Source organism: Emcibacter sp. SYSU 3D8, assembly GCF_039655875.1.
In the GTDB taxonomy this organism is placed as follows: domain Bacteria; phylum Pseudomonadota; class Alphaproteobacteria; order SMXS01; family SMXS01; genus RI-34.
In genome coordinates this window covers 515,072-538,108 of sequence record NZ_JBBYXK010000001.1, presented here as the reverse complement: position 1 = coordinate 538,108, position 23,037 = coordinate 515,072, and the positions used below count along the sequence as shown (strand labels likewise).

Annotated in this window: 25 protein-coding genes; 8 read left to right on the top strand and 17 right to left on the bottom strand. The window is 64.8% G+C overall.

Translation table 11 applies throughout. From position 1 onward, the window contains the following. The first annotated feature begins 17 nt into the window (after positions 1-17). A complete protein-coding gene (locus tag WJU21_RS02670) occupies positions 18-1,400 on the top strand; it encodes a cytochrome c (protein WP_346321828.1) in 1,383 nt (460 codons plus the stop codon). Between the two features lie 41 nt (positions 1,401-1,441). Here the strand turns inward: WJU21_RS02670 and WJU21_RS02665 are convergent, their stop codons facing one another. Both WJU21_RS02665 and WJU21_RS02660 read right to left on the bottom strand, forming a co-directional pair. Continuing rightward, positions 1,442-1,765, bottom strand: a complete 324-nt coding sequence (locus WJU21_RS02665; protein ID WP_346321827.1) for a hypothetical protein — start codon at positions 1,763-1,765, stop codon at positions 1,442-1,444. Positions 1,766-1,838: 73 nt separating this feature from the next. Next, positions 1,839-2,540: an O-methyltransferase gene (locus WJU21_RS02660; protein ID WP_346321826.1), complete on the bottom strand. Its 702-nt coding sequence runs from the start codon at positions 2,538-2,540 to the stop codon at positions 1,839-1,841. A gap of 87 nt (positions 2,541-2,627) precedes the next feature. Here WJU21_RS02660 and msrB point away from each other — a divergent pair, with 87 nt between their 5' ends. Then, positions 2,628-3,026: a peptide-methionine (R)-S-oxide reductase MsrB gene (gene msrB, locus WJU21_RS02655; RefSeq protein ID WP_346321825.1), complete on the top strand. Its 399-nt coding sequence runs from the start codon at positions 2,628-2,630 to the stop codon at positions 3,024-3,026. Here the strand turns inward: msrB and WJU21_RS02650 are convergent, their stop codons facing one another. Continuing rightward, positions 3,027-3,926 carry a phytanoyl-CoA dioxygenase family protein gene (locus WJU21_RS02650; RefSeq protein ID WP_346321824.1) on the bottom strand — a complete coding sequence of 300 codons (900 nt, stop codon included), beginning with the start codon at positions 3,924-3,926 and terminating at the stop codon, positions 3,027-3,029. Positions 3,927-4,011: 85 nt separating this feature from the next. Then, a complete protein-coding gene (locus tag WJU21_RS02645) occupies positions 4,012-5,292 on the bottom strand; it encodes a hypothetical protein (RefSeq protein ID WP_346321823.1) in 1,281 nt (426 codons plus the stop codon). Positions 5,293-5,415: 123 nt separating this feature from the next. Between WJU21_RS02645 and WJU21_RS02640 the strand changes: the two genes are divergently transcribed. Further along, a complete protein-coding gene (locus WJU21_RS02640) occupies positions 5,416-5,847 on the top strand; it encodes a VOC family protein (RefSeq protein WP_346321822.1) in 432 nt (143 codons plus the stop codon). 3 nt (positions 5,848-5,850) lie between these two features. On the opposite strand, the gene WJU21_RS02635 is transcribed toward WJU21_RS02640, so the two are convergent. After that, on the bottom strand, positions 5,851-7,743 hold the full coding sequence (locus WJU21_RS02635; protein WP_346321821.1) for an LTA synthase family protein: 1,893 nt from the start codon (positions 7,741-7,743) through the stop codon (positions 5,851-5,853). Positions 7,744-8,078: 335 nt separating this feature from the next. Here WJU21_RS02635 and WJU21_RS02630 point away from each other — a divergent pair, with 335 nt between their 5' ends. Next, positions 8,079-8,942 (top strand): hypothetical protein, encoded by an 864-nt coding sequence (locus WJU21_RS02630; RefSeq protein ID WP_346321820.1) that lies wholly within the window; start codon positions 8,079-8,081, stop codon positions 8,940-8,942. 8 nt (positions 8,943-8,950) lie between these two features. Beyond that, positions 8,951-9,751 carry a glucose 1-dehydrogenase gene (locus WJU21_RS02625; protein ID WP_346321819.1) on the top strand — a complete coding sequence of 267 codons (801 nt, stop codon included), beginning with the start codon at positions 8,951-8,953 and terminating at the stop codon, positions 9,749-9,751. 21 nt (positions 9,752-9,772) lie between these two features. Here the strand turns inward: WJU21_RS02625 and WJU21_RS02620 are convergent, their stop codons facing one another. The 8 genes from WJU21_RS02620 to WJU21_RS02585 form a co-directional block, all read right to left on the bottom strand. Next, positions 9,773-10,498: a hypothetical protein gene (locus tag WJU21_RS02620; RefSeq protein WP_346321818.1), complete on the bottom strand. Its 726-nt coding sequence runs from the start codon at positions 10,496-10,498 to the stop codon at positions 9,773-9,775. Between the two features lie 2 nt (positions 10,499-10,500). Continuing rightward, positions 10,501-11,277: an SDR family oxidoreductase gene (locus tag WJU21_RS02615; RefSeq protein ID WP_346321817.1), complete on the bottom strand. Its 777-nt coding sequence runs from the start codon at positions 11,275-11,277 to the stop codon at positions 10,501-10,503. Between the two features lie 60 nt (positions 11,278-11,337). Beyond that, complete coding sequence (locus WJU21_RS02610; protein WP_346321816.1) at positions 11,338-12,456, bottom strand: hypothetical protein; 1,119 nt, start codon at positions 12,454-12,456, stop codon at positions 11,338-11,340. Further along, positions 12,432-13,016, bottom strand: a complete 585-nt coding sequence (locus WJU21_RS02605) for a hypothetical protein (RefSeq protein ID WP_346321815.1) — start codon at positions 13,014-13,016, stop codon at positions 12,432-12,434. Before WJU21_RS02605 ends, WJU21_RS02610 begins: the two co-directional genes overlap by 25 nt. A 21-nt stretch (positions 13,017-13,037) precedes the next feature. Then, positions 13,038-13,628 (bottom strand): urea carboxylase-associated family protein, encoded by a 591-nt coding sequence (locus tag WJU21_RS02600; RefSeq protein ID WP_346321814.1) that lies wholly within the window; start codon positions 13,626-13,628, stop codon positions 13,038-13,040. A 7-nt stretch (positions 13,629-13,635) separates the two neighbouring features. Further along, positions 13,636-14,301, bottom strand: coding sequence for a guanitoxin biosynthesis heme-dependent pre-guanitoxin N-hydroxylase GntA (gene gntA, locus WJU21_RS02595; RefSeq protein ID WP_346321813.1), 666 nt, complete (start codon positions 14,299-14,301; stop codon positions 13,636-13,638). Positions 14,302-14,499: 198 nt separating this feature from the next. Further along, positions 14,500-16,128, bottom strand: coding sequence for a L,D-transpeptidase family protein (locus WJU21_RS02590; RefSeq protein ID WP_346321812.1), 1,629 nt, complete (start codon positions 16,126-16,128; stop codon positions 14,500-14,502). A gap of 141 nt (positions 16,129-16,269) precedes the next feature. Next, the gene (locus WJU21_RS02585) at positions 16,270-16,698 is read right to left on the bottom strand and encodes a peptidylprolyl isomerase (protein WP_346321811.1); all 429 of its coding nucleotides are present in this window, start codon (positions 16,696-16,698) and stop codon (positions 16,270-16,272) included. A gap of 174 nt (positions 16,699-16,872) precedes the next feature. On the opposite strand from WJU21_RS02585, the gene WJU21_RS02580 reads away from it, so the two are divergent. Further along, positions 16,873-17,319 (top strand): nitroreductase family deazaflavin-dependent oxidoreductase, encoded by a 447-nt coding sequence (locus WJU21_RS02580; RefSeq protein ID WP_346321810.1) that lies wholly within the window; start codon positions 16,873-16,875, stop codon positions 17,317-17,319. An 82-nt stretch (positions 17,320-17,401) separates the two neighbouring features. Here the strand turns inward: WJU21_RS02580 and WJU21_RS02575 are convergent, their stop codons facing one another. The 4 genes from WJU21_RS02575 to WJU21_RS02560 form a co-directional block, all read right to left on the bottom strand. Continuing rightward, on the bottom strand, positions 17,402-18,946 hold the full coding sequence (locus tag WJU21_RS02575) for a tetratricopeptide repeat protein (RefSeq protein WP_346322441.1): 1,545 nt from the start codon (positions 18,944-18,946) through the stop codon (positions 17,402-17,404). Positions 18,947-18,948: 2 nt separating this feature from the next. Then, entirely contained in the window at positions 18,949-19,929 is a 981-nt protein-coding gene (locus tag WJU21_RS02570; RefSeq protein WP_346321809.1) for a hypothetical protein, read from the bottom strand. A 103-nt stretch (positions 19,930-20,032) separates the two neighbouring features. Further along, complete coding sequence (locus WJU21_RS02565; RefSeq protein ID WP_346321808.1) at positions 20,033-20,368, bottom strand: hypothetical protein; 336 nt, start codon at positions 20,366-20,368, stop codon at positions 20,033-20,035. A 111-nt stretch (positions 20,369-20,479) separates the two neighbouring features. After that, entirely contained in the window at positions 20,480-21,211 is a 732-nt protein-coding gene (locus WJU21_RS02560; protein ID WP_346321807.1) for a dienelactone hydrolase family protein, read from the bottom strand. 98 nt (positions 21,212-21,309) lie between these two features. Between WJU21_RS02560 and WJU21_RS02555 the strand changes: the two genes are divergently transcribed. Both WJU21_RS02555 and WJU21_RS02550 read left to right on the top strand, forming a co-directional pair. Next, positions 21,310-22,200, top strand: a complete 891-nt coding sequence (locus WJU21_RS02555) for an LLM class F420-dependent oxidoreductase (protein WP_346321806.1) — start codon at positions 21,310-21,312, stop codon at positions 22,198-22,200. A 30-nt stretch (positions 22,201-22,230) separates the two neighbouring features. Further along, on the top strand, positions 22,231-23,022 hold the full coding sequence (locus WJU21_RS02550) for an enoyl-CoA hydratase/isomerase family protein (RefSeq protein WP_346321805.1): 792 nt from the start codon (positions 22,231-22,233) through the stop codon (positions 23,020-23,022). The last annotated feature ends 15 nt before the right edge of the window (positions 23,023-23,037 follow it).

The window sequence follows — 23,037 nt, the reverse complement described above, 5'->3', positions numbered from 1 at the left end:
TGCTGGGATGCGTTCTCGTGAGCGTCCTGATCTGGAGCAAGTTTTTCAGGTCCGAGGAGCAGCTATTTGCGGCTGACCCGGAAACGGGCGCCAGCGCCGAACTCCAGCGCTTCCAGTATGGGACCATGGGCGGCGACCTGATCGCGGGCATTCCCTATCCGGTGATGTTCATTCTGCCGCGGGTGTTTCCCGACCTGATCGGCGCAGCGGGCGGCTATGGCGCCTTCGGCCTGTCGTGGGAGCCGGGCCAGCGCCTGCCGATCGGCTTTTCAATCAAGCGCAAGGGCTACGAGCGGGTCACGGTGAACTGCGCCTTGTGTCATACAGCCCAGTACCGGCTGACGCCGGGCGAGAATCCGCGCTTTGCAGCCGGCGGGCCGGGGCACACGGTCAGGCTTCAGGCACTGCTGCGCTTCCTGTTCGCCTGTGCCCATGACGAGCGCTTCACCGGCGACCGGATGTTGCCGGAACTGGCGCTTCATTTCCCCATGGATGCGGCCGACTTGGCGCTCTACAAGCTGGTGATCATCCCGGCCACGCGAGCCGCCCTGCTGGAGGCCGAGAAGCAGCTCGCCTGGATGGAGACGCGGCCCGATTGGGGGCCGGGGCGCGACGATGCGTTCAATCTGCCGAAATTCGTGCTGACCCTGGCGGACGAGGACGGCACCGTCGGGACCACCGATTTCCCCTCGCTGTGGAAGCTCGGGCAGCGCAAGGGCACGTTGTATCACGCGGGCGGCGAGGCGGGCGCGCTTTCCACCGTCGTCGCCACCTCGGCGCTCGGCTCGGGTGCGCTGCCCGGCCCGGACTTCAACCGGCGAAACGACTGGACCGAAGCATTCATCCAGGACCTGTCGCCGCCGCCGTTTCCCGGCCAGACCGATGCGGTCAGCGTGCAGGAAGGACGGTCGCTCTTCGGCCAGCATTGCGCCTCGTGTCATGCGCCGGGCGGTGCGCGCACCGGGACCTCGATCCCGCTCGCTGAAATCGGTACCGACCCGGAGCATGTGAAGACCTGGCAGGAAGACGATGCCCGGCGGATGAAGAGGGTCAGCGCAGTCCTCGGCGTCAAGGAGGCGCCCATGCTGGCATCCACCGGCTATGTAGCCAAGCCGCTCGTCGGCGTGTGGCTGCTGGGGCCGTATCTGCACAATGGTTCGGTGCCGACCTTGGTGGACCTGCTGGCGCCGCCGGCACAGCGGCCGCGCGTATTCTGGCGCGGCTACGACGTGGTCGACCTGGAGAATGTGGGATTTGTGTCGTCGGGGCCGGATGCCGAGAAGGCAGGGTTCCGCTACGACACAGGTTTACGCGGCAACGGCAATGGCGGCCACCTCTGGGGCACGGACCTGCCGCCCGGGCAGAAGCGGGCGCTGATCGACTATCTGAAAGGCTTGTAGCCGGAAACGGGAGCCGGCGGACCGGCTCCCGATGGTCCGTCTTACGGTGAAATCGGCTTGTGCTGGCGCTTGCCCGTCGCCATGCCGCTGGCGGCGTCGCGCGGCGCGCTGACATCGCAGACCGAGGCGTCGGTGACCGCCTTGCCGCTGGCGTCGACGCAGGCGCCGGAGGCGCAGACCGAGGAGTCGGTGACCGGCTTGCCGCTGGCGTCGACGCAGGCCGAGCTGCTCGAGGAAGAGCTTGCCGCCGGTGCTGTCATCAATTGTGGCGAGCTCTTGTCGATATTGCCCGCATGGGCCGAGCCGGCAATGGCGAGCGCGAACACGGCACCAAGCGCCGTTCCAAAAAGAGTTCCCTGTTTCATGGTACTTCCTGTCTTGAAGAGGCCCCCGCATTGAATCTAGACGGATGTTGCGGAGACGCAATGGTAGGCTCGATTAAAGTTTCCTGGCCGGTTCGTTGTCCACCGCCTGACCGGAGACCATTGCGATGACGAAGCCGTCATGTCCCTTGACGCCAACCGTCTGCAGCGCAGTCGCCTCCAATCGTGGCTCCGCCGAGATCAGGTCGATGAAGCGCCGCACGCCCTGGATGCGGGGATCAGCGCTGGCCTCGTCCAGGATGCCGCCTTCACGGATCACATTGTCGCCGATAATCAGGGAACCGGGACGGGCCAGGCTCAGCGCCCATTTCAGATAGCGGGGATTGTTGGGTTTGTCGGCATCGATGAAGATCAGATCGAACGGGCCGGCGCCTTCCGTCGCAAGCGCAGGGAGAGTCTCCAGCGCCGGGCCTTCGCGCAGGTCGACCATCTCCGCGGCTCCGGCGCGGCCGAAATTGAGCCGTGCCATGGCGGCGTGATGCGGATTTTCTTCCAGTGTTGTGAGCCTGCCGCCGGGCGGCAAGGCGCGGGCCAGCCAGAGGGTGCTGTAGCCGCCCAGTGTCCCGATCTCCAAAATCCGGCGGGCGCCCATCAACCTGGCCAGCAGATACAGCAACTTCCCCTGGTTGGGCGCAACGTCATGTGCGGGCAGGCCTGCCGCCGCATTGGCGGCCAGCACCGCCGCAAGCACGGGATCGTCCGGTACGAGTTTACCGGTGATGTACTGGTCGATGTCGGTCCATAAGGGCTGGGTCATCAAATCGGTCCCTTCCATCGGGCAAATGACGCATCATGTAGGGACGGGAAGCGGCCCTCAAGCGGCGCCAGAACGAGGAGAGAAATCGTGAGTGAGAAGGTCAGAAAAACCGAAGCGGAATGGCGCGAGCAGCTATCGCCCGTCCAGTATGCGGTCACCCGCGAAAAGGCGACCGAGCGGCCGTGGACCGGCGAGTACAACAGCACCACGGCGCCCGGCGTTTACAAGTGCGTCTGTTGCGGCGAGGAGTTGTTCGAATCCGACGCCAAGTTCGAGTCCCATTGCGGCTGGCCCAGCTTTACCGCACCCATGAAGGATGGGGTGGTCGACGAGGAAACCGACCGCAGCCACGGCATGGTGCGTGTCGAGGTGCTGTGCTCGAAATGCGACGCCCATCTGGGCCATGTGTTCGACGATGGCCCTGGCCCGACCGGCCTGCGCTACTGCATCAACTCGGCATCGCTGAAGCTGGATCCGAAGACGTAGTTATTGCCACAGCGCCGCTTCCCGGGCCGGCACCGGCCGGATGCGCGGATAATAGGGGCTGCGCAACGGATCGCCCGGTTTCAGCTTGAGCTTCAGGCCCGGCGTCAGCGGCACGGTGGGGCGGCTGTCGGGGCGGGTGTCAAAGACGATGTCGTCGCCATAGAGACGCGCCGAGAGCGTCCGCCTGCGCCTGCCATTGGTGGTGTGGCCGCCGCCGTGGAGCACGCCGGGATGCAGCAGCACCACGTCGCCCGGGGCGATGTCGAACGACACGATGTTCCATTTTTCCCGCTCTTCCTCGATGTTAGGAAGTCTGGGCAAGTCTTTTCCATAAAACCCTTTTGTCGGATCGTTCGCCGCATCGGCAGGACTGAAACCGTCATACATGGTCTGGCGGTGCGAGCCGGGAATGAACTCCAGGCACTCCTCCCTGGGAATCGGGTCGAGGGTGATCCACATGGAGGCGACCTGCTCGCCGGCGATCGGCCAGTAGGGCATGTCCTGATGCCATGGCGTCCGGCGGCAGAAGCCACCTTCCTTGACGAATACGTGGTCGAACAGCAGCCAGATATTCTCCGACCCGAGCAGCTTGCCGATCATGTCGGCGATGGGACTGTCATAGAGCAGGCGCTGGAATTCCGGCGTCACCGCGAAGTGGCGCACCATGTCCCTGAACTCGCCGGGCAGGTCCTTGAAGAAGGTCTGGATGTTGGGACTGCCGCTGCCGAGAATGCGCTGGATGCCATAGTCGATCAGCATCAGCCATTCCGGATGCAGCGCCTGCGGCAGGAACACGACGCCGTCGCGTTTGTATTGTTCGATCACTGCGGGCGTGATCAACCCCAGCGGATCGTCCCACGGCTTGGCGCCGGTTGGCGCTGACTGTCCGGCAAGCTGCATCCCGCTCTCCCCTTTGGCTGCAAGCACTCATGACGGTAAAAACCTAGCGTGCTTTTCAACGCGGGGGAACTGTCAGGATTTGCGGTCACGCCGTCACCGCCGGCGCCAGCAACCTGGTACCGTAAAGCGCGCCGAGCGCGGCGACCACGAACACCAGCACCTCGCCGCCATGGGCGGGCAGGGCAAAGCCGACAAGGTTGATGCCCAGCACGTAGAGCCCGACGACGATTGCGGCGCTGAGCACCGCAATGCCCATGGATTTGGCGAATGCACCTGCGGTCTTCGAGCGGGAGCGTTTGCGCAGCAGGCCGCCGGCCACGCCGCCGACCAGCGCCGCACCGAGGAAACGCCAGGGAAAGATATACTCCACCTTGGCCGATGCGCCGTCGAGGCCGGCGCCGCGGCCCGACACCTGGCCGGTGCCGACGGATTCCGATCGGATCGAGACCCTGGCGTTGCCGCCCTTGTCCAGTCGGGCCTCGGTGGCCGACAGGCGGCCCATGGTGGAGGACAGCTGCAACATGTTGGCTCGCGCGGCATCGGCGGCCTGGGCGCTTACCAGCACGTCGGCGGTCTCGAGGCCCCAGCCCTGGATGCGCGGCGGTGTGACGGTCAGGCTCAGTGAGGGCCGCACCTTGAGAACCATCCGCTCGCCGGCGGGCGCCACGCTCGAGACCACCGTCACCTCGACTTCGGCATCGGGTGCCTCGGCGGCCACCTTGATATCCCTGTAGGGCGGCGCGGTCGTGCCGATGCTGAGGGTCTCCGGATCGCTGGCGACGGGGCCCAGCACCTGGAACGCGATCGGCCTGGACAGCGTCCTGGCGCCGCTGCCATCGACCTCGATGACGCCGACGCTGACCCCGCCTTCGAACCTTCTGGTCGCGGCGTTGTATCGCAGCGGCGCCCTTGGGAAGGCGACCGCTTTCAGGATCAGTTCCTTGGCCTGGCTATCCGTGGTCTGTACGACGCCCTGGAACACTGCCGCCTGACCGCGCAACGAGCCCGGTATCGACAGCTTGACGATGTCCCGGGTGGTTTTCTCGGCCTCGTTGTCGAGCTTGATGAACCGGGTATCGCCCAGCTCAAGCGGCGCGGACGTGGCGACCGGCGCCTGGGGCGTAGCCGGTTGCGCCGCCCTTGGCGCTTCGCCGGCCGGTATTGCCGGCGTCTCGAGGACCACCGCCCGATTGCGCAGGATGCGCTGGCGCAGTGACTGGATCTCTTCGGGCGAGCGGATGCTCCCGGTGGCGGAAAAATCGCGCGCCGCGCGCGCAGGCTCCTGCGCCGAGACCGGCACCATCGACAGTCCCGTCAACGCCAGGGCACACAGCACCAGTCCCCGTGCCAGGTCGATGTGTCGCATGCAACCCCATCCCCTCGTTGCTGGGGTCAGTCTCGGTACGGATCAAGGCGGGATTATGGCCGCGTGGCGGGGCCGGCCGATTGCCACTATGATCCGGCGGCTGGAACCTAACGGATCGTGACCATGCCTGACGCGCTGCGGCCCTTCCATCTGGCGTTTCCCGTCCATGACATCGCCGTGGCGCGGGCCTTCTATGGCGGATTGCTCGGGTGCCCGGAAGGACGTAGCGCCGATAGCTGGGCCGACTTCAACCTGTACGGCCACCAGATTGTCGCCCATCTTCAACCCGGCCTGGAACCGGGTCGCCGGGTTCACCATAACCCGGTCGATGGCGACGACGTGCCGGTGCCGCATTTCGGCGTGGTGCTGTCGCTGGACGAATGGGGCGCGCTGGCGGCCCGGCTGCAGGCGGCCGGTATCTCGTTTGTGGTCGAGCCTCACGTGCGGTTCCGGGGCGAGGTGGGCGAGCAATCCACCATGTTCTTCCTCGATCCATCGGGCAACGCCCTGGAGTTCAAGGCGTTTCGCGATCCCGCGATGCTGTTCGCCAGATAGTCCTCAGATGGCCAGGTCTGCGGCCTGTCGGCCTTCCGGTGCGGGCGGCATGAGGTCGTCGCGCAGCACGTACTGCTTGCCCCAGAACAGGTCGGCGCCCACGGTCGAGACCGCGTTCAGCCAGTCCCTGGCGTCGTCGCAGACCTCGTTGTCGCTGGCGAGACCGCGGCAGGCGGCGGCGGAGCCGTCGGGCAGCAGCAGCACGTTCATGCCGGGAAGAGGGCGCACCACCATGCCCTTGGGCATGCGGGTCATGTCCATCACCGAAGGCAGCGGCTCGCCCAGCAGCGACAGCACGACGGACGGCAGGCGGTAAAGCGGCACGCTGCCAAGCTTCACCGGGCCATTGCGGCCATCGATGACGATGAGCGGCGTGGAATACTGGTCGCGGAACATGCGGTCGTCGAATTGTGCACGGTCCCGGGCCAGCACACCCGACTTGGCATAGGACTCCAGGTTGCCGCCGAGGAACGGCAGATGGTCGCCGAACATGACGATGACCGCATCCGGATCCTTGCTCCGCAATTCCTTCAGAAACGCCATTAACTCGCGGGACTTGTAATAGACCGTATTGGCGTAACGCTCGACGACGGGGTCGGCGTTGGCGGCGCGCGCCTTCACCACGATCGGGCGATCGGTGCTGAGCGGATATTCCAGGTGGCCGAAGAAGGTCAGGATGTAGTTGAAGGTCGGCGTCCCGGTCTCGATCAGCGGGTCGATCTTCGACAGAACCTGGCGATACAGGGACGAATCCGACAGGAACGCGCCGTTCATGTCGTCAAGGCTGAAGTCCTTTGCCGACCAGTAGAGGTTGAATCCCGCCCGGTCATAGGCATTCACCCGGTTCCAGAACGCGGCTGCATTGGGATGCGATACCAGGGTGGTGTAGCCCGCGTCATGCAGGGTGCGCGGCAGGCACGGCGAGGGGTTGCGCAGGCGGCCCTCGAAAAACACCCAGTCCTGGGTAACCGGGAAGCCGCACAGGGCCTCGAATTCCGAATTGGCGGTGTAGCCGCCGAACACGGGCACCAGCGCCCGAGAATTGCCGGTTGTCTCCCACAGCGCCCTGAACTCGGCGTCGAACGGATCGCGCGAAAAGTCAGCCTTTTTCAGCACCGACGGGTCCCAGAAGGATTCGAGCAGGATCACATGCACGTTCCGCTTCACCTCCGGGGCGATGTGCGCGGGAACGGGCGCGGTCTCGCCGGTCAGCACCGCCATGTGCACGACGGGTTGCAGCGACTGGGCCGCTTCGGAGACTTTCGCCAGGCCCGGCGCCGCATCGGCGCGCGCCGCGTAGCGGGCGCTCTCCTGCAGGATGTGCACAAGGGGACCGCGGGACAGGTAATTGCCATGCTGGTTCCAGACGACGTTGCCGAAGGTGTCGTCCATGGTGCGGGTGACCTGCTCGGGCCAGCATGCGACGGCGGCGACGATGCCGGCAAGCACGCCCGCTGCCGCCCGCGCCCGGCGGGTCCGCAGATCGAGCGTCAGCCCGAGGGCGATGGCCAGCAGGACGAGGAAGCTGATCGCAAGCGTGAGCCACCAGCCTTTCAGCAGTAGCAGAAGCGAGCGTATGGCCAGCGCGTCGTCGGGCATCAGCGGCCCGCCCAGGATGGACAGCTTGATGGCATTGCCGATGTGCAGCAGGGCCATGACCGCGGTCATCAGCAACAGGAAGGTGATCCGGTTGCGGGACATGGCGAGCAGCAATCCGCCCAGGAGCAGGTGCAGCCCGAGATCGGCCCAGGCGGCGCCCGGGTACAGCGTGGTGCCGAGAAACGCCGACGCGGCCCACTTGAACGCGAAGTACAGGATCGCGACACCCGCGAGCGGCAGGATCCATTGCTGCAGCAACGGGGCCAGGCGCTTTCTCAACAATTCCGTTTTGATCATGTTCTGTCGAGGTGTCCGATTCCTGTGGGCGCACGAAGTGTTGTAACAGAACCGTCATGATCGCAATGCCATATGAACTTTATCTGAACGATCTGGGGGACGCCGCGGGGGGCTGGTGGACGAACATGGCGCTGTCGGCTGCGGCCGATGCCTGCAGGCCGGGAGCCCAAACCCGTTGATTTCGAGAGCGAAAGACCTTCGGCTACGCCTCACTTAGGGCTGGACGGTGGGTCGGGCTCGGACTTAACTTCGAGCTATCCTACGCCCGCCAGGAAGGGGCTCGGCTCTGCGCCGGAATCGGCAATGGGCCGCCTCGGCCGTCAGGGGCGCGCCGTTTGAACACAGGTGATGTCATGGACGTGCAACTCGCCGAAGAGCGCATGTTTGTTCTGAACGACAAGTTCACGATGGATCACGCCGAAGGGCGGGCCGCGACGAAACGTGTCGATGCCTTCGGGACCATGGCCAAGGTTGCCGGGTTTCTCTCCAAGCCGAAGGAAAACGAGTTCGAACTGGTATACCGCGAGCGCCGCCTTCAGCCGTTCTGGAGGGTCACCTGCGATGCGGTATTTGCCTATGAGCGCCAGCGCGAGCACGTGTTGCGGCTGGCGCCCGAAGTCCGCGAGATCACCCTGTTCGGGGAATCGCGTCTCGCGGTGAGCCAGCAGGTGCTGTTGCCGGTGATGGAATCCTGTCGTGAAGAGGTCCAGCGCGACGTGACCTTTGATGCGATCACCGGCCAGACCGCGCCCGAACTGGCGGCCCGGCTGCTTTATGAAACCGAAGTTGTCGATGATTCACGCCTGGCGGCGATTGCGGGCGAGGGCACCGTGATCGTGCCGCCGCAAGCGTCGGCGTCGGTGGTGGTTCGTCAGGTGCTCACCACGCTGATGAACAAGATCGAAGCCGACCGGGTGATCGAGGAGAACGTCGCGTTCACCAGCGTGGATCTCTACTACAGGCCGGTATACGCGTTTCGCTATCGCCGGCAGAACAAGGAGGCCGTGGTGGAACTCGACGGCCTGACCGGCGATGTCCAGACCGGAGGCGCCACCTTCGAGACCTATCTGGGCAAGGTCCTCGATACCCGATTCCTGCTCGATGCGGGCGCCGAGGCGGCCGATCTGCTGATTCCGGGCGTCAATCTGGCGCGCCTCGTCGTCGGCAAGGGCATCGAAATGCGCAAGAGGCGGCCCTGAACGTCAGGATGGGCCGGCTGGACGGCAAGGTGGCGCTGGTCACCGGAGCGGCGCGCGGTATCGGCAGGTCCATCGCCGCCTCCATGGCCGCCGAGGGCGCGCGGGTGCTGCTGACCGACATCCTCGACCTGGAAGGGGACGCCGCCGCCACCGAGATCCGTGTACAGGGCGGGCAGGCCCTCTACGTCTCCCACGACGTGACAACCGAACAGGGCTGGCGGCGCGCGCTGGAGGCCGCCAACGATGAATTTGGCGGGCTCGATGTACTGGTCAACAACGCCGGCCTGTTCCTCGGCAAGCCGCTGGCCGAGACCAGCGTCGCCGACATGAACCGCCTGCTTGCCGTCAACGTGGTCGGATTGATGCTGGGCAGCAAGCTGGCGCTGCCGTTCCTTGCCGCCCGCGCGTCGCGCTGGGACGGTGGCGGCGCCATCGTGAATCTGTCGTCGGTGGCCGGCCTGATCGGCGCTTCGTTCCAGACCGTCTACAGCATGACCAAGGGCGCCGTGCGGCTGTTCTCCAAGTCGCTTGCCATGGAATGCGCCGACCTGAAGCTGAACATCCGGGTCAATTCCATCCATCCCGGCGTCATCGATACCGACATGGCGGCCGAGGTGGTGCGCGGCCAGATGGAGGCGCGGGCCATGGACGCCGAAAAGGTGCAGCGTTTCATGGTCGGCGGCCATCCGCTCGGCCGCCTTGGCCGGCCCAGGGATATCGCCGATGCGGCGGTATTTCTCGCGTCCGCCGAGAGCTCGTTCATGACCGGCACGGAACTGGTCGTCGATGGCGGCATGACGGCGCGGTAGCCTCGCACGCGCACGCGCCGGCTAATGGTAGGTGATGTGCTCCGGCTCCATCTCGCCGGTTACCAGTCTCGTGTTCGGCGTGATTTCGCGCGCCGGCGTATCGGTGTGGGAGGACAGCACGCCCAGCAGCGCTTTCCAGATCGCTTCGGCGTCACCCGCCGCACCATCGCCGCGGAGCCTGGCGTAGTTGAGACCGGCGGCTTTTTCCGCGAGGTCGCGGACCGTGCGGCACCCGGCGGGGAAGCGGCCCGGATCGAACAGCGGCAGCAGAAACGCCAGTGCCAGGGTCATCAGGGCGGCGGGCCAGTTCAGCGGCAGCGGGGGAATGCCGAAGGCAAGGCCGGCGGCGGCGCCGAAGCACAGCATCATGGCGGCCCAGCCGAGCCATGAGCTGTCGTGCTCGGGCATCTTCAGTCCGGTCTGGCCAGCAAGGCGCTTGAGGAACCGGCGCGGCTGAAGCAGCTCCAGCTCGCGCAGCGGCAGGTCGGGCGTCACGTCGTCGCCCTTGCCCAACTCGCGGATGCCCCGGCGCAGATAATAGTATGTCAGCGTGCCGGCATTCGCCTTGCCGCCGTCTGTGGCGGGGCCCAGCCGCATGGCGATCGAGCGATAGATGTCGCCCACGAAATACCACATCTGGGTCTCGTCGACGGGCAAGCCCACGCCGAAGGACGCCTGCAGGTCCTGCACGAGCGCGGCCTGGCCGAATTCTCCCTTCAGGACCAGTGTGTCGGCGCTTCCGTGCATGGTCAGTTGCGGGCGCTCATGCCGCCGTCGACGGTGTAGATGACACCGCTGGTGTAGCCGGCGCGCTCCGACGCCAGGAACGCCACCAGGTCGCCGATCTCGCGCGGGGTCGCACCGCGTCCTTGCGGCATGGACGCGGTCAGCTCGCGCCAGCGGCTCTCGTCGCCCCATTTGGCCTGCGCCTGGCCCTTCAGCAATGTCACCATGCGGTCGGTCTCGACCGGGCCCGGGTTGATGCCGACGGCGCGAATGTTGTCCTCCAGCAGGCTGCGGCCGCCCAGCGCGCGGGTAAATGCCATCAGCGCGGCGTTGCCGGCCGATCCGGTGATGTAGTTGAAGTCGAAACGTTCGCCGGCCGCGCCGATGACGTTGACGATCACGCCCTGGCGGCGCGCTTTCATGGCGCCGTAGATCTGCCGGGTCAGGTTGATGTAGCCGAACACCTTCAGCTCCCAGGCATGCCGCCAGCGCGACTCGTCGACCTCGGTCAGCGCGCCGCGTGGAATGTCGCCGGCGTTGTTCACCAGGATGTCGATATCGGCGCAGTCGGCGGCGAGATTCTGGAGATCGCGGTCATTGCGCAGATCGGCCACATGGGCTGTGGCCTGTACCTGGAAGGTGGCGCGGAGCCGTTCCGCATGGGCTTTCAATGCGTCGCCGCTGCGGGCGGCAAGACGCACATTGCATCCTTCCGCAGCCAGCGCTTCGGCGGCCGCGAGGCCGATGCCTTTCGATGCACCGGTAACCAGCGCTGTCTTGCCCCTCAGATTCAGATCCATCGGCTTCCTCCCACGGTCGGTCGGCGCCACCGTAGCGGACAAGCCCGGGCCGGGAAATGGTCAGTTGGAGGGCGGATAGCGTCTGATCAGATTCTGCTGCTTCAGATGGGCCCGGGCGAGCGCCCTCCAGCCGATGGGCCGGTGACCCATGCGGCGCATGTCGTCAGCCATGGCAAACAGCGCCCGCTGTTTGGCGAACACGCCTCTGAAGGTGCCGAGGAAGGAATATTTGGGATCCCAGTACTGGATTGCCTCGGCGCCGGCGCCGTTGATTTCGAGGATGGTGAACCCGCCGGCCCGCAGCGCCTCGGGCGAGGCGAACTTGATGTCGAAACGGCCGTAATGGAAACCATCCATGGATCGGCTCAGCGCGTCGACCGCATCCTCGAGCGCCGGGGTGATCAGCGCATCGCCGTCCTCGTAGCGGCCGCCGGCCCGGATCGAGGCGATATTGGCCAGCATCACCCGCTCGCCTCGTTCGGGAACACGCGCCATGCCGGCCGGCCCCAGTGTCTCCTCGTAATCGGCGGCGTTGCGTGCCATGCGCAGGTCCGACGCCACCAGTGCCGCCACGTCACGGGCGCCGTCGCCGATAACATGGGGCAGGTGCCGGACGGTGAGCGCGATCACGCGCCCGCGCGGATTGGACGGATGGCGAATATAGAACAGCGCCGCCTCATGCGGCTGATCGATCAGCCGTTGCAGCAGAAAGGCCTCGCCCGGCGGAAACGCGGCGGCATAGCGGCGCAGCTCCGTCTCGGTGTCGATGCGCCGTACACCGTAACCGCACCAACCGATGTCGGGCTTGGCGATCAGCGGATAGCCGAGGCCCGCTGCCAGCCGGACCGCCTCGGGATCGGCGCCGGCCGCAACCAGCGCCGTGTCGGCCACCCGGTCGCGGAAGCGCGGCGCGACCAGCTCCAGGCAGGCGAACTTGGATTCGCCGACCAGCCCGCCGGTCTCGATCCCCGGATTGACCACCGAGGGCAAGGTGATGCTGCGATATTTGAAGCCCAGCCAGAACCACTGGATGGTCATCGGCGTGAACAGCAACCATTTGGGCAGGATCTCGACCGGCGCGATCGTCCGTGCACGCTGTTCCGGCCTGCTGGCTTTCGCGGGATTACGAGCCGCACGGCCGCTGAAGGGCCGTGTCAGCTTCCAGCCGAAGCCCGCCATGACGGTTTCCTTTCCATGCAATATCGGGCCAGCGAGCGGCCGGCGAAGGTCAGCGCGGTCAGGCCGGCCAACAGCGCCAGCCACGGCCACCACCGTCCGGTCGAGGCGACTGCATCGCCGAAGCGCAGCACGGCGTAGAGCAGGGCGGACGTATAGATCGCGGCAGTCAGCACGGTGATGACGGCAAAGCGCCGGAAATTCAGGCCGAGCAGGCCGCAGCTGGCAAAGGTTGTGAACAGCAGGCCCGGGACGAACCGGCACACCGGAATCAGCCAGACCAGATTACGGTCGAGCATCGCGCCGGGGCCGGAGCGGGCCGGCAGCCATGCGGCGATCCGGGGATGCCGGCGCGCGATTCGGCCCAGGCCGTAGATCCCCAGGTCGCTGGCGATCACGCCCGCCAGCAGCACCGAGAAGCACAGTCCAACATTCATGCGCCCGCTATGGACCAGGAACGCGCCGCCGACAAAAGCGAGGCTTTCGTGCAGGAACGGCGCGACGAACAGGGCGGCGGCCTCCAGCACCTGGTCGAAGCTGTCCGTGGTGGCGCTGGCAATCACACAATGGTCCTTGTTGCGCCGCTAGACGGCGGGCAGGATTTCGTAGTGGATCGGCTTGAAAGCGTAGTTGTTGGACTGTTCCGCCGAGCATGCGGTCATCCCGACCAGCAGGTCCATGCGGGCCTCGATCAGGATGTGGTCGCCGGGGCGGCTCAGGGGTGGCTCGACGCTGAGTGCTCCTGTCTGCCCGTCGATGGGAACGTTCATGAACACGTTGAACGCCGTGGGAATGCGGTCGGTCTCGACGCCGTAGGGATTCAATGCTTCGGCGAGATTGCCGAGGCAGCCGCGGTGCGGATGGTCGTGGCCGTAGATGATGCGGAACGTGTCTGCCGAGCAGGGCGTCAGCAAGAAATCGTGACGTCCGACCGTGTCCTCGAGGATGTCGAACAGGATACGGCTGCGGTTGGAATAGACGGGATCGCCGGCGCCGATGAATATCTTGTTGAGATAATCGAATGTGCGGCCATTCGAAATGGCCTCGGCGGTATCATGGCGGTTGAAGGCCACAAGGTCCGAGACCTGTTCGCCGTTCGGGTCGATGATTTTCAGGCGCTCGCCTGCCCGGAGTTCGAATGCCGTGCCCGAGCGCGGCGGTATAACGTTGATCATGGCGTCCTCACACGGGCCGGAACGGGCAGCGCCAGTCCGGTCCCACCTCACGGCCGCTGTATTGCGGCGCTTCGCTCTTGCTACCATGTTCAGCCAGCATCGGGTTGGGGAAGCCGTCGAGCGCGCTGTCGCGAGTGACGGTAACATCCTTCAGCCGTTGGTAACGGCCATCGGCGCGCAGGATCTCGAACTGCTCGTGCGGATTGAAGATGAAGGCCGGATGGGCAAAGCGCCGCGCCGTCCGGCTGGCATTGGGATGCAGGCCGACGATGAAGAAAGCCATGCCGCCAAGGCTGAACCCGAAACGCGGCGATACCGGATCAGGGCTCACTTCCGGGCTCCAGTCGTAGCACAGCGAATCCACCTGGTGGAGCGCGGCAAGCCGCTGCCACAGGACTTCCTCGAATTGTACTTCATCCAGATCGCCGGGGCCTTCGAAAGCCACGGCGAAGCTGCTGAACAGGGATGAATCAGCCCTGTAGCGGGCGATGAAATGATAGAGCGTGCGCAGGATCGCCTGATCGGACGAATCGTCTCGCAGGTCGCCTGCCTCAACCACGGTGATTTGCGCCCGCGCCAGCGCGGATTTGGCGCCGACACAGGGGAAGTTCTCGTCACGGATGAAGTCGGCCAGCGCGTTGGCAAGGGTCGGGTGTCTCGAGAAAGCTCTCAAGGCGTCCTCTCAGGGGGCTGTTGATTGTACCTGAGAAACGTCCCCGGGTGCGGGCCGGTTCCCACTAGCCGGCACCCTTGCGTGCCACGAACGCGGCGCGGCCGGTAGAAAAGCCGAATTCACCGAAGCGGGCCGTCGCCTCGGAACTGGAGCCCAGATCCTGCTGGTAAAATCCCGTCATGGCTCCTGACCTCCTGATCAGGCCTTGGGTTCGGTGCCCAGTGCCCGCAAGACGGGCGGGTCGCGGTCGTACAAATCGGGGAAGAAACGCATGGTCCCGTCGCGGTCGAGCTGGGCGGTCCAGTACATGATGACGATGGGCAGCCGCTGCTTGAGCACGATGTTCTGGAGTTTACCAGCCGCCAGCACGGCGTCGATGCGCTCGCGCGGCCAGTCCTCGTCGCCGGCCAGCAGGTAATAGGCGAGTTCCATCGGGTTCTCGAGCCGGATGCAGCCCGAACTGGCGGCCCGGTCGGCGCGGCTGAATATCTCGCGGTGAGGCGTGTCGTGCAGATAGATGGCATATTCGTTGGGGAACAGGAATTTCACCCGGCCCAGCGCGTTATCCGGTCCCGGCCCCTGCACGAGGCTGTATGGAAACCGCCGCCTTGCCTGCTGCCAGTCTATGGTCGACGGATCGACCCTGGCGCCGCTGCCGTCCACCACCCGCATGTTGCGCGAGGCGAGATAGGACGGGTCCCGGGCGATTTTGGGAAGCAGGTCCTGCTTGAGGATGGTTGGCGGGACGGTCCAGGTGGGGTTGAGCACCACCGTTCGCATGTTGGACTTGAACATCTCGGTCTGTCTGTAAGTGCGCCCGACGACCACGCGGCTGTCCCAAACCGGCACGCCATCCTTGATCACATAGAGATGAAAGCCGGAAATGTTCACGATGACGAATTCGTCGCCGATCTGGTTCATCACCCAGCGGGCGCGCTCCAGATTCACTCTGACCTGATCGACCCGCTCCTGCGCTGTGACGTTGAGTTCGCTGATGGTGCGCTTGCCCACCGCGCCGTCCGTGTCGAGGCCGTGCAGTTCCTGGAATCGCTTGACCGCCGTGACGAGGCCGTCGTCGTACAGGTCGGGGTCGGCGGGTGCGGGAGCGGTGTACTCGCCCGATGCCGCGAGCCGGGTGCGTAACGCCGCTACCCTCGGATCGGTCATGCCGGGTTTGAGCGTCTCGCCGGATTCGGTGGTGGGCCAGCCACCTTTGGCGACGTGGGCGCGCTGCGCCGAAAGCGCCTTCTTGAGCTGGCCGTAGAACCAGTGATGGGGCGCCAGGCCCCTGGCCGCGGCCACCATGTCGGGTTGTGCCGTCACCCCTGAGACCAGTTCGAGGAAATCGCCGGGTGCGATGGGCGCGCTGATGTTCCAGTTGCGATCGAACGCGCGGGGGTCGGTCTTGCCGTAATGCAGATGGATGGCAAGGCGCGCGAGCGCGTCTGTCGCCAGCAGGTCGAGCCGCGCGGCCTGTTCGGGATTGCGCTGGTCCGTGGTGCCGATCAACGCGGTCAGCGCCGTCAGGTGATAATCCTCGGGTATCAGTCCGTCCGCGGTCACGCCGGCGATGGCGCCGGTCAGCGCCCGCAGGTCGTCGCTGGATTGCCACAGCGGCTTGTAGTCACGCTGGGCATAAAGCGCTGCCAGCAGGGCGGGCTGCGTCAGCGGGGCGTCGCCGATCCTTGCGCTGCGGCCCTCGGTCAGTGACGGCGCAAGCGCGCGCAGGGCATTCGCGGTATCGCCGGCGGCGGCGAATGCCGGTAGCGATATGCTGAGGAAAAGGACGGCGGCAATGAACGGGGAGGCGGCACGGAAAGTTTTCATTCCATGAACTTAACGCACCAGCACTTAAAGAAAAGTTGCCGGTGACGCGATTCCACCCTGTTGCCTCACACGTTGTCGAGAGGAAGGCGGTGCAGCCCGCCCGCGCCGGCCGGGCTGCGTGTTCGTCGGTGAGTCCGGAGCCTAGACGATCTTGACCAGCTCGACGGCGAAGGTCAGCGCCTTGCCGGCCAGTTCGTGGTTGCCGTCGAGGGTCACGGTGGCATCGTCGAAGTCGACGACGGTCACGACCATGGGCTGCGAGCCCTCGCGTCCCGCCTGGAGCTGAAGGCCTTTTTCAACCTGGATGTGGTCAGGGAGACGCGCCCGCTCGATCTGCTGGACCAGGCGCTCGTCGACTTCGCCATAGGCGTCTTCGGGCTCGATCCGGACGGTGCGCCTTTCGCCCTCGGACAGGCCGGTGACCGCGGCGTCGAAGCCGGGGATGACCTGGCCGGAACCCAGGGTGAACTCCAGCGGCTCACGTCCCGACGAACTGTCGAACTGGCTGCCGTCATCGAGGGTGCCGGTATAATGGATCTGGACGGTATCGCCGGGTTTCGCGGTGGCCATGAGGCGCTCCTTCTACAAAGACAAACGCCCGGCATCCGGCCGGGCGTCAATAAGGGTCGCCCTGACCCTACGAAGCCGAGGCTTTCGGGGCAAGGATTCTTTCCTCCCGGCATCGTTCTTGACGGCGGCGGGCATGCCTGCCAGCGTCGTTTCCGGCGTCGCAGGGAGACAGGAATGAGCCAGCCTAAGGTCGCGCCGGTGATGAGCAAGGGCCCGATGCGCCTGTTCACGCGGCTCAACGTATTCGTTTATCGGCTATCGGGCGGGCGGCTGATGAACAGCATGTACGGCACGCCGATCTGCCTCGTCACTATGACCGGGGCGAAGACCGGAAAAACGCGAACGATTCCGCTGATGTACAACCCGATTGGACAGGACGTTGTCCTCGTCGCCTCGCTTGGCGGCGCGCCGCAAAATCCGCTCTGGTACTACAATCTGGTGGCCCATCCCGATGTGGAAATCCAGGTCGGCCAGGTGAAGCGCAGGATGCACTGCCGCCAGGCCTCAACCGACGAGAAGGAGGCTCTGTGGCCCGCCATCGTCGCCAATTTCTCCAGCTACGGCGCCTATCAGCGGCGCACCGACCGGGATATTCCGGTGATGATCTGCTCGTCGGTGTGATGGGACGTCGATAAGCCGTCACGGATGGCTGCGGTCATCCGTATCCAGGAAATATGGCAGGTCAAATCGACCGCTGACTATTTCAGGGCGCGACTGGCGGCCTTCCGGCCTTCACGCGTTCATTTACAGCGTTCAGCGCCTTTTCCCGGTACATGGATGCTTGGGAATTGCCGGGATCGAGCGCCAGCGCTCTGCCGAAATCTTCAGCGGCGGGCACGAAGCGACCTAGATTGAAATAGGCCATGCCGCGATAGAGGACAGCCTTGAGAGAACTGCCGTCCCGCGCGATCGCCATGCTCAGTGTGTCGATGGCGGCCTGATCCTGACGCATTTCCATCAGCACGCTTGCCTTGTTGATGAAGACGCCTGTATTCGACGGATCCATGGCTATTGCCTGATCGTAATCCTGTAGCGCGAGAGTCCGTTCGCCCAATTGCTGATTTGACACGCCTCTGTTGAGGAAGGTTGTCGCGGTCGCGCGGCCGGCAACGACGATCGCGTCCAGGTCGGCCAGCGCGGCGCCATAATCGCCGTTAGCCATCAGGATGGAAATTCGCATGTCGCGGGCGGTGTCATTCGCCGGCGTGATGGCGATCACCTTGCCCAGCTCTTCCAGCGCCGATGAACTGTCGCCCGAATCGATCAGATAGCGGGCAAGAGCTACCCGGGCCGACGCGTCTGAAGGATTGCCTGCCAGATAACGACGAAGTTCGTCGATTGCGCCCGGTACATTTCCGGATGCGGCTTGCATGGCGGCGGCATTGACCGGCGAACGATAGGCGTTGTTCTCGGTGCCATCCTGAGCCGTCCGCGCTGGTGACACGGGCGAGGAAAGGCGATCCGGCGTCGTGACGGGCGATGGGGTTGGATCGCCATCGAGCCCCGGCTCCATCGCAATCTCCAGCCGCAACAGCTTATGTTCGATTTCGTCCTTGCGGGAAGCCGGCAGGTTCGTTCCGCTAAGGGCATCTCCATACGCCTTGCGCGCGCCCGCAAGATCCTTCTTGCCCACGAGTACTTCGGCCAACAGATAGCTGCCTCGAGCGCTGCGAGGATCGGTCCTTAAGCCGGTCAGCGCCAGGATGTGTGCCGTATCCAGGTCACCGGACTGCAAGGCTGCGCCGGCGGCATCGAAATCCGAACCGGAAATCGTCGCGGCAGGATTTGCCGCCGGCGGCGCGGACCCGGAAACCGGCGTTCGCAGGGGCAGTGGTTCCGCAGTGCGGTCCGTCGGTGCCAATCGCGTTGATGAGAGGCGCTTTTCGGCGAGCATGGTCTCGATAGCCTGCGCTTTTGCCTCGACATTCTGCCGAAACGACGGATCGATTGACCGGACCTGCGCGGCCCGGAGAGTTGTCAGCGCGCTCATCAGGTCGCCGCTGCGATAATAGGCTTCGGCGAGGGCATAATGGGCGTCGGGATCGCCAGGCGCTGCCTGTACAGCTTGTTGCAGGAACGGAATTGCTTCACCCGGGCGTCCGCCTTCGATCAGGTCGCGTCCCTGCTGGAATGACTCGGCTCCGGTCGCGTAGGGCTGGGCATTAGCTCCTTGGATGCACAGGGCAAGGCCCAAGGCCACGCAGGCAGTACTCGCGCGCAGGCCCAGTCTAAGTCTGCCGCTTTCCATGATCACCAGTTCTGCAGGCTCGGGGCGGGAGCAGGGCCTGACCTGGGAATGGGTGCCGGAGCAGGCGCGGGACGGGCATTCGACTTGTTCCTTGCGAATGACGTGACGAAGTCGGAGACCACCTCCTTGTAGAGCTCCGAGAAAATAGCGCGCTCGGCGTCCTCGGGCCGTTCGGAAATACTGACAGCGACGGTTTCACCGGCCGCTGCCTGTCCGGGCGCCTGCGCGACGGCGCGTCGGATCTGGTTCGTCTGGCACTGGCTCAAGACACCGTCCAGGCAGGTCAGAAGCACGTTATATCCCGACGCCGCGTCTTCGGGCGCCCGCGAATGGGTCCAGCGATAGTACCAGATGGACTGGCCCGTCTGTACCCAGACGGCAACCGCATCGAGCGTTACCGCATAGGCCCGGGGAATGCTCTGCGCCTCGATCGCCGTCAGGTAGTTCTTTGCCACAAGGTTGCGTTGTGCGGGCGCCAGGGACAGAGGCTGGCCGATGGCGCCGGAGGGGCTGCTCATATAGTAGCTTCGCTCCCACAAAGCATCCTGGCCCAGCGTCTTGCGCGAGTTTTCCAATGAATTGATCTGGAACAGGACCTGGGCGCCCAGCTTGCTGGCGATTTCGACCGGCGATTTGTTGCCAGCCATTTCGCGGTCGAGGACGTTCCATGAGATCACGTTGTAACCGGCCCGCGTCAGGGCACGCTCGATCTCGCCCATCTCTACGCCGCAATTCGTCTGCAAAATGGTCCCGGCCGATGCAGCATTGCCGGTCGCCTGGTTGGTGGTTGCGTTACTGCAACGATCCGGCGCGCGCACGGCGACTGTTCGCGCCGAACCCGTGAATTGGGTATAGGCCGGAGTGGGGATGATTTCGGGCGCCTGCTCTCCCTGCGCGCTAGCCATGTACCGGGAACTTACCCGGTAATAGGTGTAGGACGGTCCGCTGCTGCATGCGGCGAGGGTTACCGCTGCGAGCGCCATGACCAGACAGTTTCTGTAATAGGTCATGTTAAACCCCTGTAAATAATAGCGTTATGATATCACGCATTCGGGCGTAGTCGGTCAAGGCCGTCCGGAGCGTTGACTAGGACACGACCCAGGTGAAGGGAAAATTCCATTTCACGCCGGTATGCATGCCGGCGAGTTGGCCATCTGCGAAGTGCGCGCGAAGATTTGTGCAGGCTTCGGGCAGCCGGAATGGCGCGCTCGTCTGCGGCGGGATGGCTGGCATGGGCAACTGCATCCACGCATTCGCCGCTGCGCCACAAGGCTGATAGCTAATCGACGCTATGGCCCGCCCGGTTCGGTTGATCACGGTCGCGTCTGCACCGGTTTGCTGCCTGGGCGGTTCAGTGGCGCACGCCGCTAGCAACGTCATTGCCGCAAATGCGACAAGCGTCGTCAGTCTCATCCGCTTCATGTATTGGCCTCCTGTCCTCTAGGTGATTGAAGTACACCTGTCGGACTTTGTCGACGCCAATCTTGTGCTAAACAGCGGGGGGAGGACGTGGGGCGATGTTTGCCCGACCCGCTAGGTCTTCAGCCGCCTCTCGAACATCTCAGACATTTTCTGCCAGGCGATTTCGGCGCGGTCCTTCGCGTAGGCAGGGCGCTGCGGGAAGCAGAAGCCGTGCTCGGTTTCCGGGTGGATTTCGCATTCGTAGGTCACGCCGTGATCTTCCAGCGCCTGGGTCACCGCCGGAATGACGTCGTCGGACACCCATGAATCATGCTCGGCGAAGCCGAGATAGATCTCGCCCTTGATGTTGGGCACCAGCAGGTGCGGCGAGTCTGCCTTGTCGGTGACGATGCCGACCCCGTAGAGCGAGGCGGTCGCCACGATCTTGTCCGGGAAGGTGCCCGCCGCGGCCACCACATACTGGCCGCTCATGCAATAGCCCACGCAGCCATAGGGCGCCTTGGCGGCGGGATGGGCGTCCAGATAATCCAGCATTCCTTGAGTGTCGCGCATCACCCGCTCGACGTTCAGCGTGGCCATGGTCGCCATAACCAGCTTGAACGCGTTGTCGCGGTCCATGGAGAAATCGAAGCGCAGCACGCCGTTGCGATAGTACATATCGGGCAGCAGGCAGAAATAGCCCTGCGCGGCCAGCCGCCGGGCAAAATCCCGCAGTTCCTCGCGGATGCCGGGCGCGTCCATATACAGGATCACGGCCGGGAACGGGCCGTCGCCGTCGGGGTGGGCGACGAAGCTGCCCATCCTGCCATCGGGTGTTACCACCTCGGTCTCGAACTCGGCCATGTGCATCTCCCCGCCGCTGAATCCGGCATGCATTCGTGATTGTGTTGGCTATAGTAGCGGCCTCGGGGAAGAGAGAAAGTCATTTTGGGGAGGATGCCATGCTGATCGGAGCAAGTTTTCCGAGCGTCGAGATCGGGAACGATCCGGGCGCCATCAGGGACTTTGCCCAGGGCGCGGAAGAACTGGGTTTCGACTACATCACCACCACCGATCATGTGCTCGGCGTCGATCCCAAGGGTGATCCGAACGTGTTCGCGCCCTACAAGCTGGATGATGCGTTTCACGAGCCGTTCGTGCTCTACGGCTTCATCGCCGCCTGCACCAGGAAGGTCGGCCTTGCCACCGGCATCCTGATCCTGCCGCAGCGCCAGGCGGTGCTGGTCGCCAAGCAGGCCGCCGAGGTGGACGTGCTATCGCAGGGACGCTTGCGGCTGGGCATCGGCGTCGGCTGGCAGGCCAGCGAGTACACGGCGCTGGGCATGGACTGGCACAATCGCGGCAAGCGGTCCGAGGAGCAGATTGCCATCATGCGGGCGCTGTGGATGAACCGGACCACCGAATTCAAGGGCCAGTTCCATGAAATGGCCGAGCAGGGCCTCAATCCCAACTCGGTGCAAAAGCCGATCCCGATCTGGTTCGGCGGCATGTCGGACGCGGTCGCCGACCGGGTTGGCCGCATCGGCGACGGCTGGATTCCCATCGGCACGCCCGAGCAGCTGAAGCCCCAGTTCGAGATCATGCACAAGGCCGCCGAGAAAGCCGGGCGGGATCCCGCGAAGATCGGGCTGGAGGCCATGACCGGTTTCCAGAATGCCTTCCGCGACAAGCCTGCCGCCACCATGGACCAGGTGCTCAAGGGCGCGGCCATGTGGAAAGACGCCGGCGCCACACACCTGGCCATCGGCACCGCCATGATCGGGCTGAACACCGATGTCGCCGCCCATCTCAAGCTGCTCAAAGAGGCGAAGGACGGCGTGCAAGCGATTTGAATCTATCAGGGAAAGTGAGAGGGAAGAGCCATGGAATACAAGAACATGATCATCGAGAAGGACGGCGCGGTCGATTGGGTAACCTTCAACCGTCCGGACAATCTCAACGCGCTGAGCCGTGAGTTCGTGCGCGAGCTGAACCATTATTTCGGCAGCCTGGAGACCAATTACGATGTCCGCGTCGTGGTGCTGAAGGGCGCGGGACGCGCCTTCTGCGCCGGTCTCGACATGAAGGATCCGGAACGGCCGCTCGACAGCACCACCAATACCGGCATGAAGAGCCAGCGCAACTTCTCGGGCATCATCATGCGCATGCGCCGCTGCCCGCAGCCGATCATCGGCCTGCTGCATGGCTATGCGGCCGGTGGCGGCTTCTCGATCGCGCTGGGCTGCGATGTCCGCATCGCCGCCGAAGGCACCAAGATGAACTGCGCCTTCATCAAGATCGGCCTGTCGGGCTGCGAAATGGGCGCGTCCTACCACTTGCCGCGCCTCGTCGGCACGTCGGTAGCGGCCGAGCTGCTCATGACCGGCCGCTTCATCGATGCCGACCGCGCCCTGCGCACCGGCCTCGTGTCGGACGTGGTGCCCGCGGACCAGCTGGTCGCCGCCGGCAAGTCGCTGGCCGACGACATGATCGCCACCGCGCCCATGGGCCTGCGCATGACCAAGGAATGCTTCTGGGCCAATGTGGACGGCAACGACCTGAACAGCGCCATTGCCATGGAGGACCGCAACCAGATCCTCGCCGTCTCCAACGGCGACGTGTCCGAGGGCATCAAGTCGTTCCTGGAGAAGCGCAAGCCGAACTACGCGGCCTAGGTCAACAGAAGGGAG

Excerpts from the sequence above, each read along its gene's own strand:
- WJU21_RS02665 (WP_346321827.1), bottom strand. The coding sequence starts at position 1,765 with ATGAAACAGGGAACTCTTTTTGGAACGGCGCTTGGTGCCGTGTTCGCG.
- WJU21_RS02660 (WP_346321826.1), bottom strand. The coding sequence starts at position 2,540 with ATGACCCAGCCCTTATGGACCGACATCGACCAGTACATCACCGGTAAA.
- WJU21_RS02650 (WP_346321824.1), bottom strand. The coding sequence starts at position 3,926 with ATGCAGCTTGCCGGACAGTCAGCGCCAACCGGCGCCAAGCCGTGGGAC.
- WJU21_RS02645 (WP_346321823.1), bottom strand. The coding sequence starts at position 5,292 with ATGCGACACATCGACCTGGCACGGGGACTGGTGCTGTGTGCCCTGGCG.
- WJU21_RS02640 (WP_346321822.1), top strand. The coding sequence starts at position 5,416 with ATGCCTGACGCGCTGCGGCCCTTCCATCTGGCGTTTCCCGTCCATGAC.
- WJU21_RS02635 (WP_346321821.1), bottom strand. The coding sequence starts at position 7,743 with ATGATCAAAACGGAATTGTTGAGAAAGCGCCTGGCCCCGTTGCTGCAG.
- WJU21_RS02625 (WP_346321819.1), top strand. The coding sequence starts at position 8,951 with ATGGGCCGGCTGGACGGCAAGGTGGCGCTGGTCACCGGAGCGGCGCGC.
- WJU21_RS02620 (WP_346321818.1), bottom strand. The coding sequence starts at position 10,498 with ATGCACGGAAGCGCCGACACACTGGTCCTGAAGGGAGAATTCGGCCAG.
- WJU21_RS02615 (WP_346321817.1), bottom strand. The coding sequence starts at position 11,277 with ATGGATCTGAATCTGAGGGGCAAGACAGCGCTGGTTACCGGTGCATCG.
- WJU21_RS02610 (WP_346321816.1), bottom strand. The coding sequence starts at position 12,456 with ATGGCGGGCTTCGGCTGGAAGCTGACACGGCCCTTCAGCGGCCGTGCG.
- WJU21_RS02600 (WP_346321814.1), bottom strand. The coding sequence starts at position 13,628 with ATGATCAACGTTATACCGCCGCGCTCGGGCACGGCATTCGAACTCCGG.
- WJU21_RS02590 (WP_346321812.1), bottom strand. The coding sequence starts at position 16,128 with ATGAAAACTTTCCGTGCCGCCTCCCCGTTCATTGCCGCCGTCCTTTTC.
- WJU21_RS02585 (WP_346321811.1), bottom strand. The coding sequence starts at position 16,698 with ATGGCCACCGCGAAACCCGGCGATACCGTCCAGATCCATTATACCGGC.
- WJU21_RS02580 (WP_346321810.1), top strand. The coding sequence starts at position 16,873 with ATGAGCCAGCCTAAGGTCGCGCCGGTGATGAGCAAGGGCCCGATGCGC.
- WJU21_RS02575 (WP_346322441.1), bottom strand. The coding sequence starts at position 18,946 with ATGGAAAGCGGCAGACTTAGACTGGGCCTGCGCGCGAGTACTGCCTGC.
- WJU21_RS02570 (WP_346321809.1), bottom strand. The coding sequence starts at position 19,929 with ATGGCGCTCGCAGCGGTAACCCTCGCCGCATGCAGCAGCGGACCGTCC.
- WJU21_RS02565 (WP_346321808.1), bottom strand. The coding sequence starts at position 20,368 with ATGAAGCGGATGAGACTGACGACGCTTGTCGCATTTGCGGCAATGACG.
- WJU21_RS02560 (WP_346321807.1), bottom strand. The coding sequence starts at position 21,211 with ATGGCCGAGTTCGAGACCGAGGTGGTAACACCCGATGGCAGGATGGGC.
- WJU21_RS02555 (WP_346321806.1), top strand. The coding sequence starts at position 21,310 with ATGCTGATCGGAGCAAGTTTTCCGAGCGTCGAGATCGGGAACGATCCG.
- WJU21_RS02550 (WP_346321805.1), top strand. The coding sequence starts at position 22,231 with ATGGAATACAAGAACATGATCATCGAGAAGGACGGCGCGGTCGATTGG.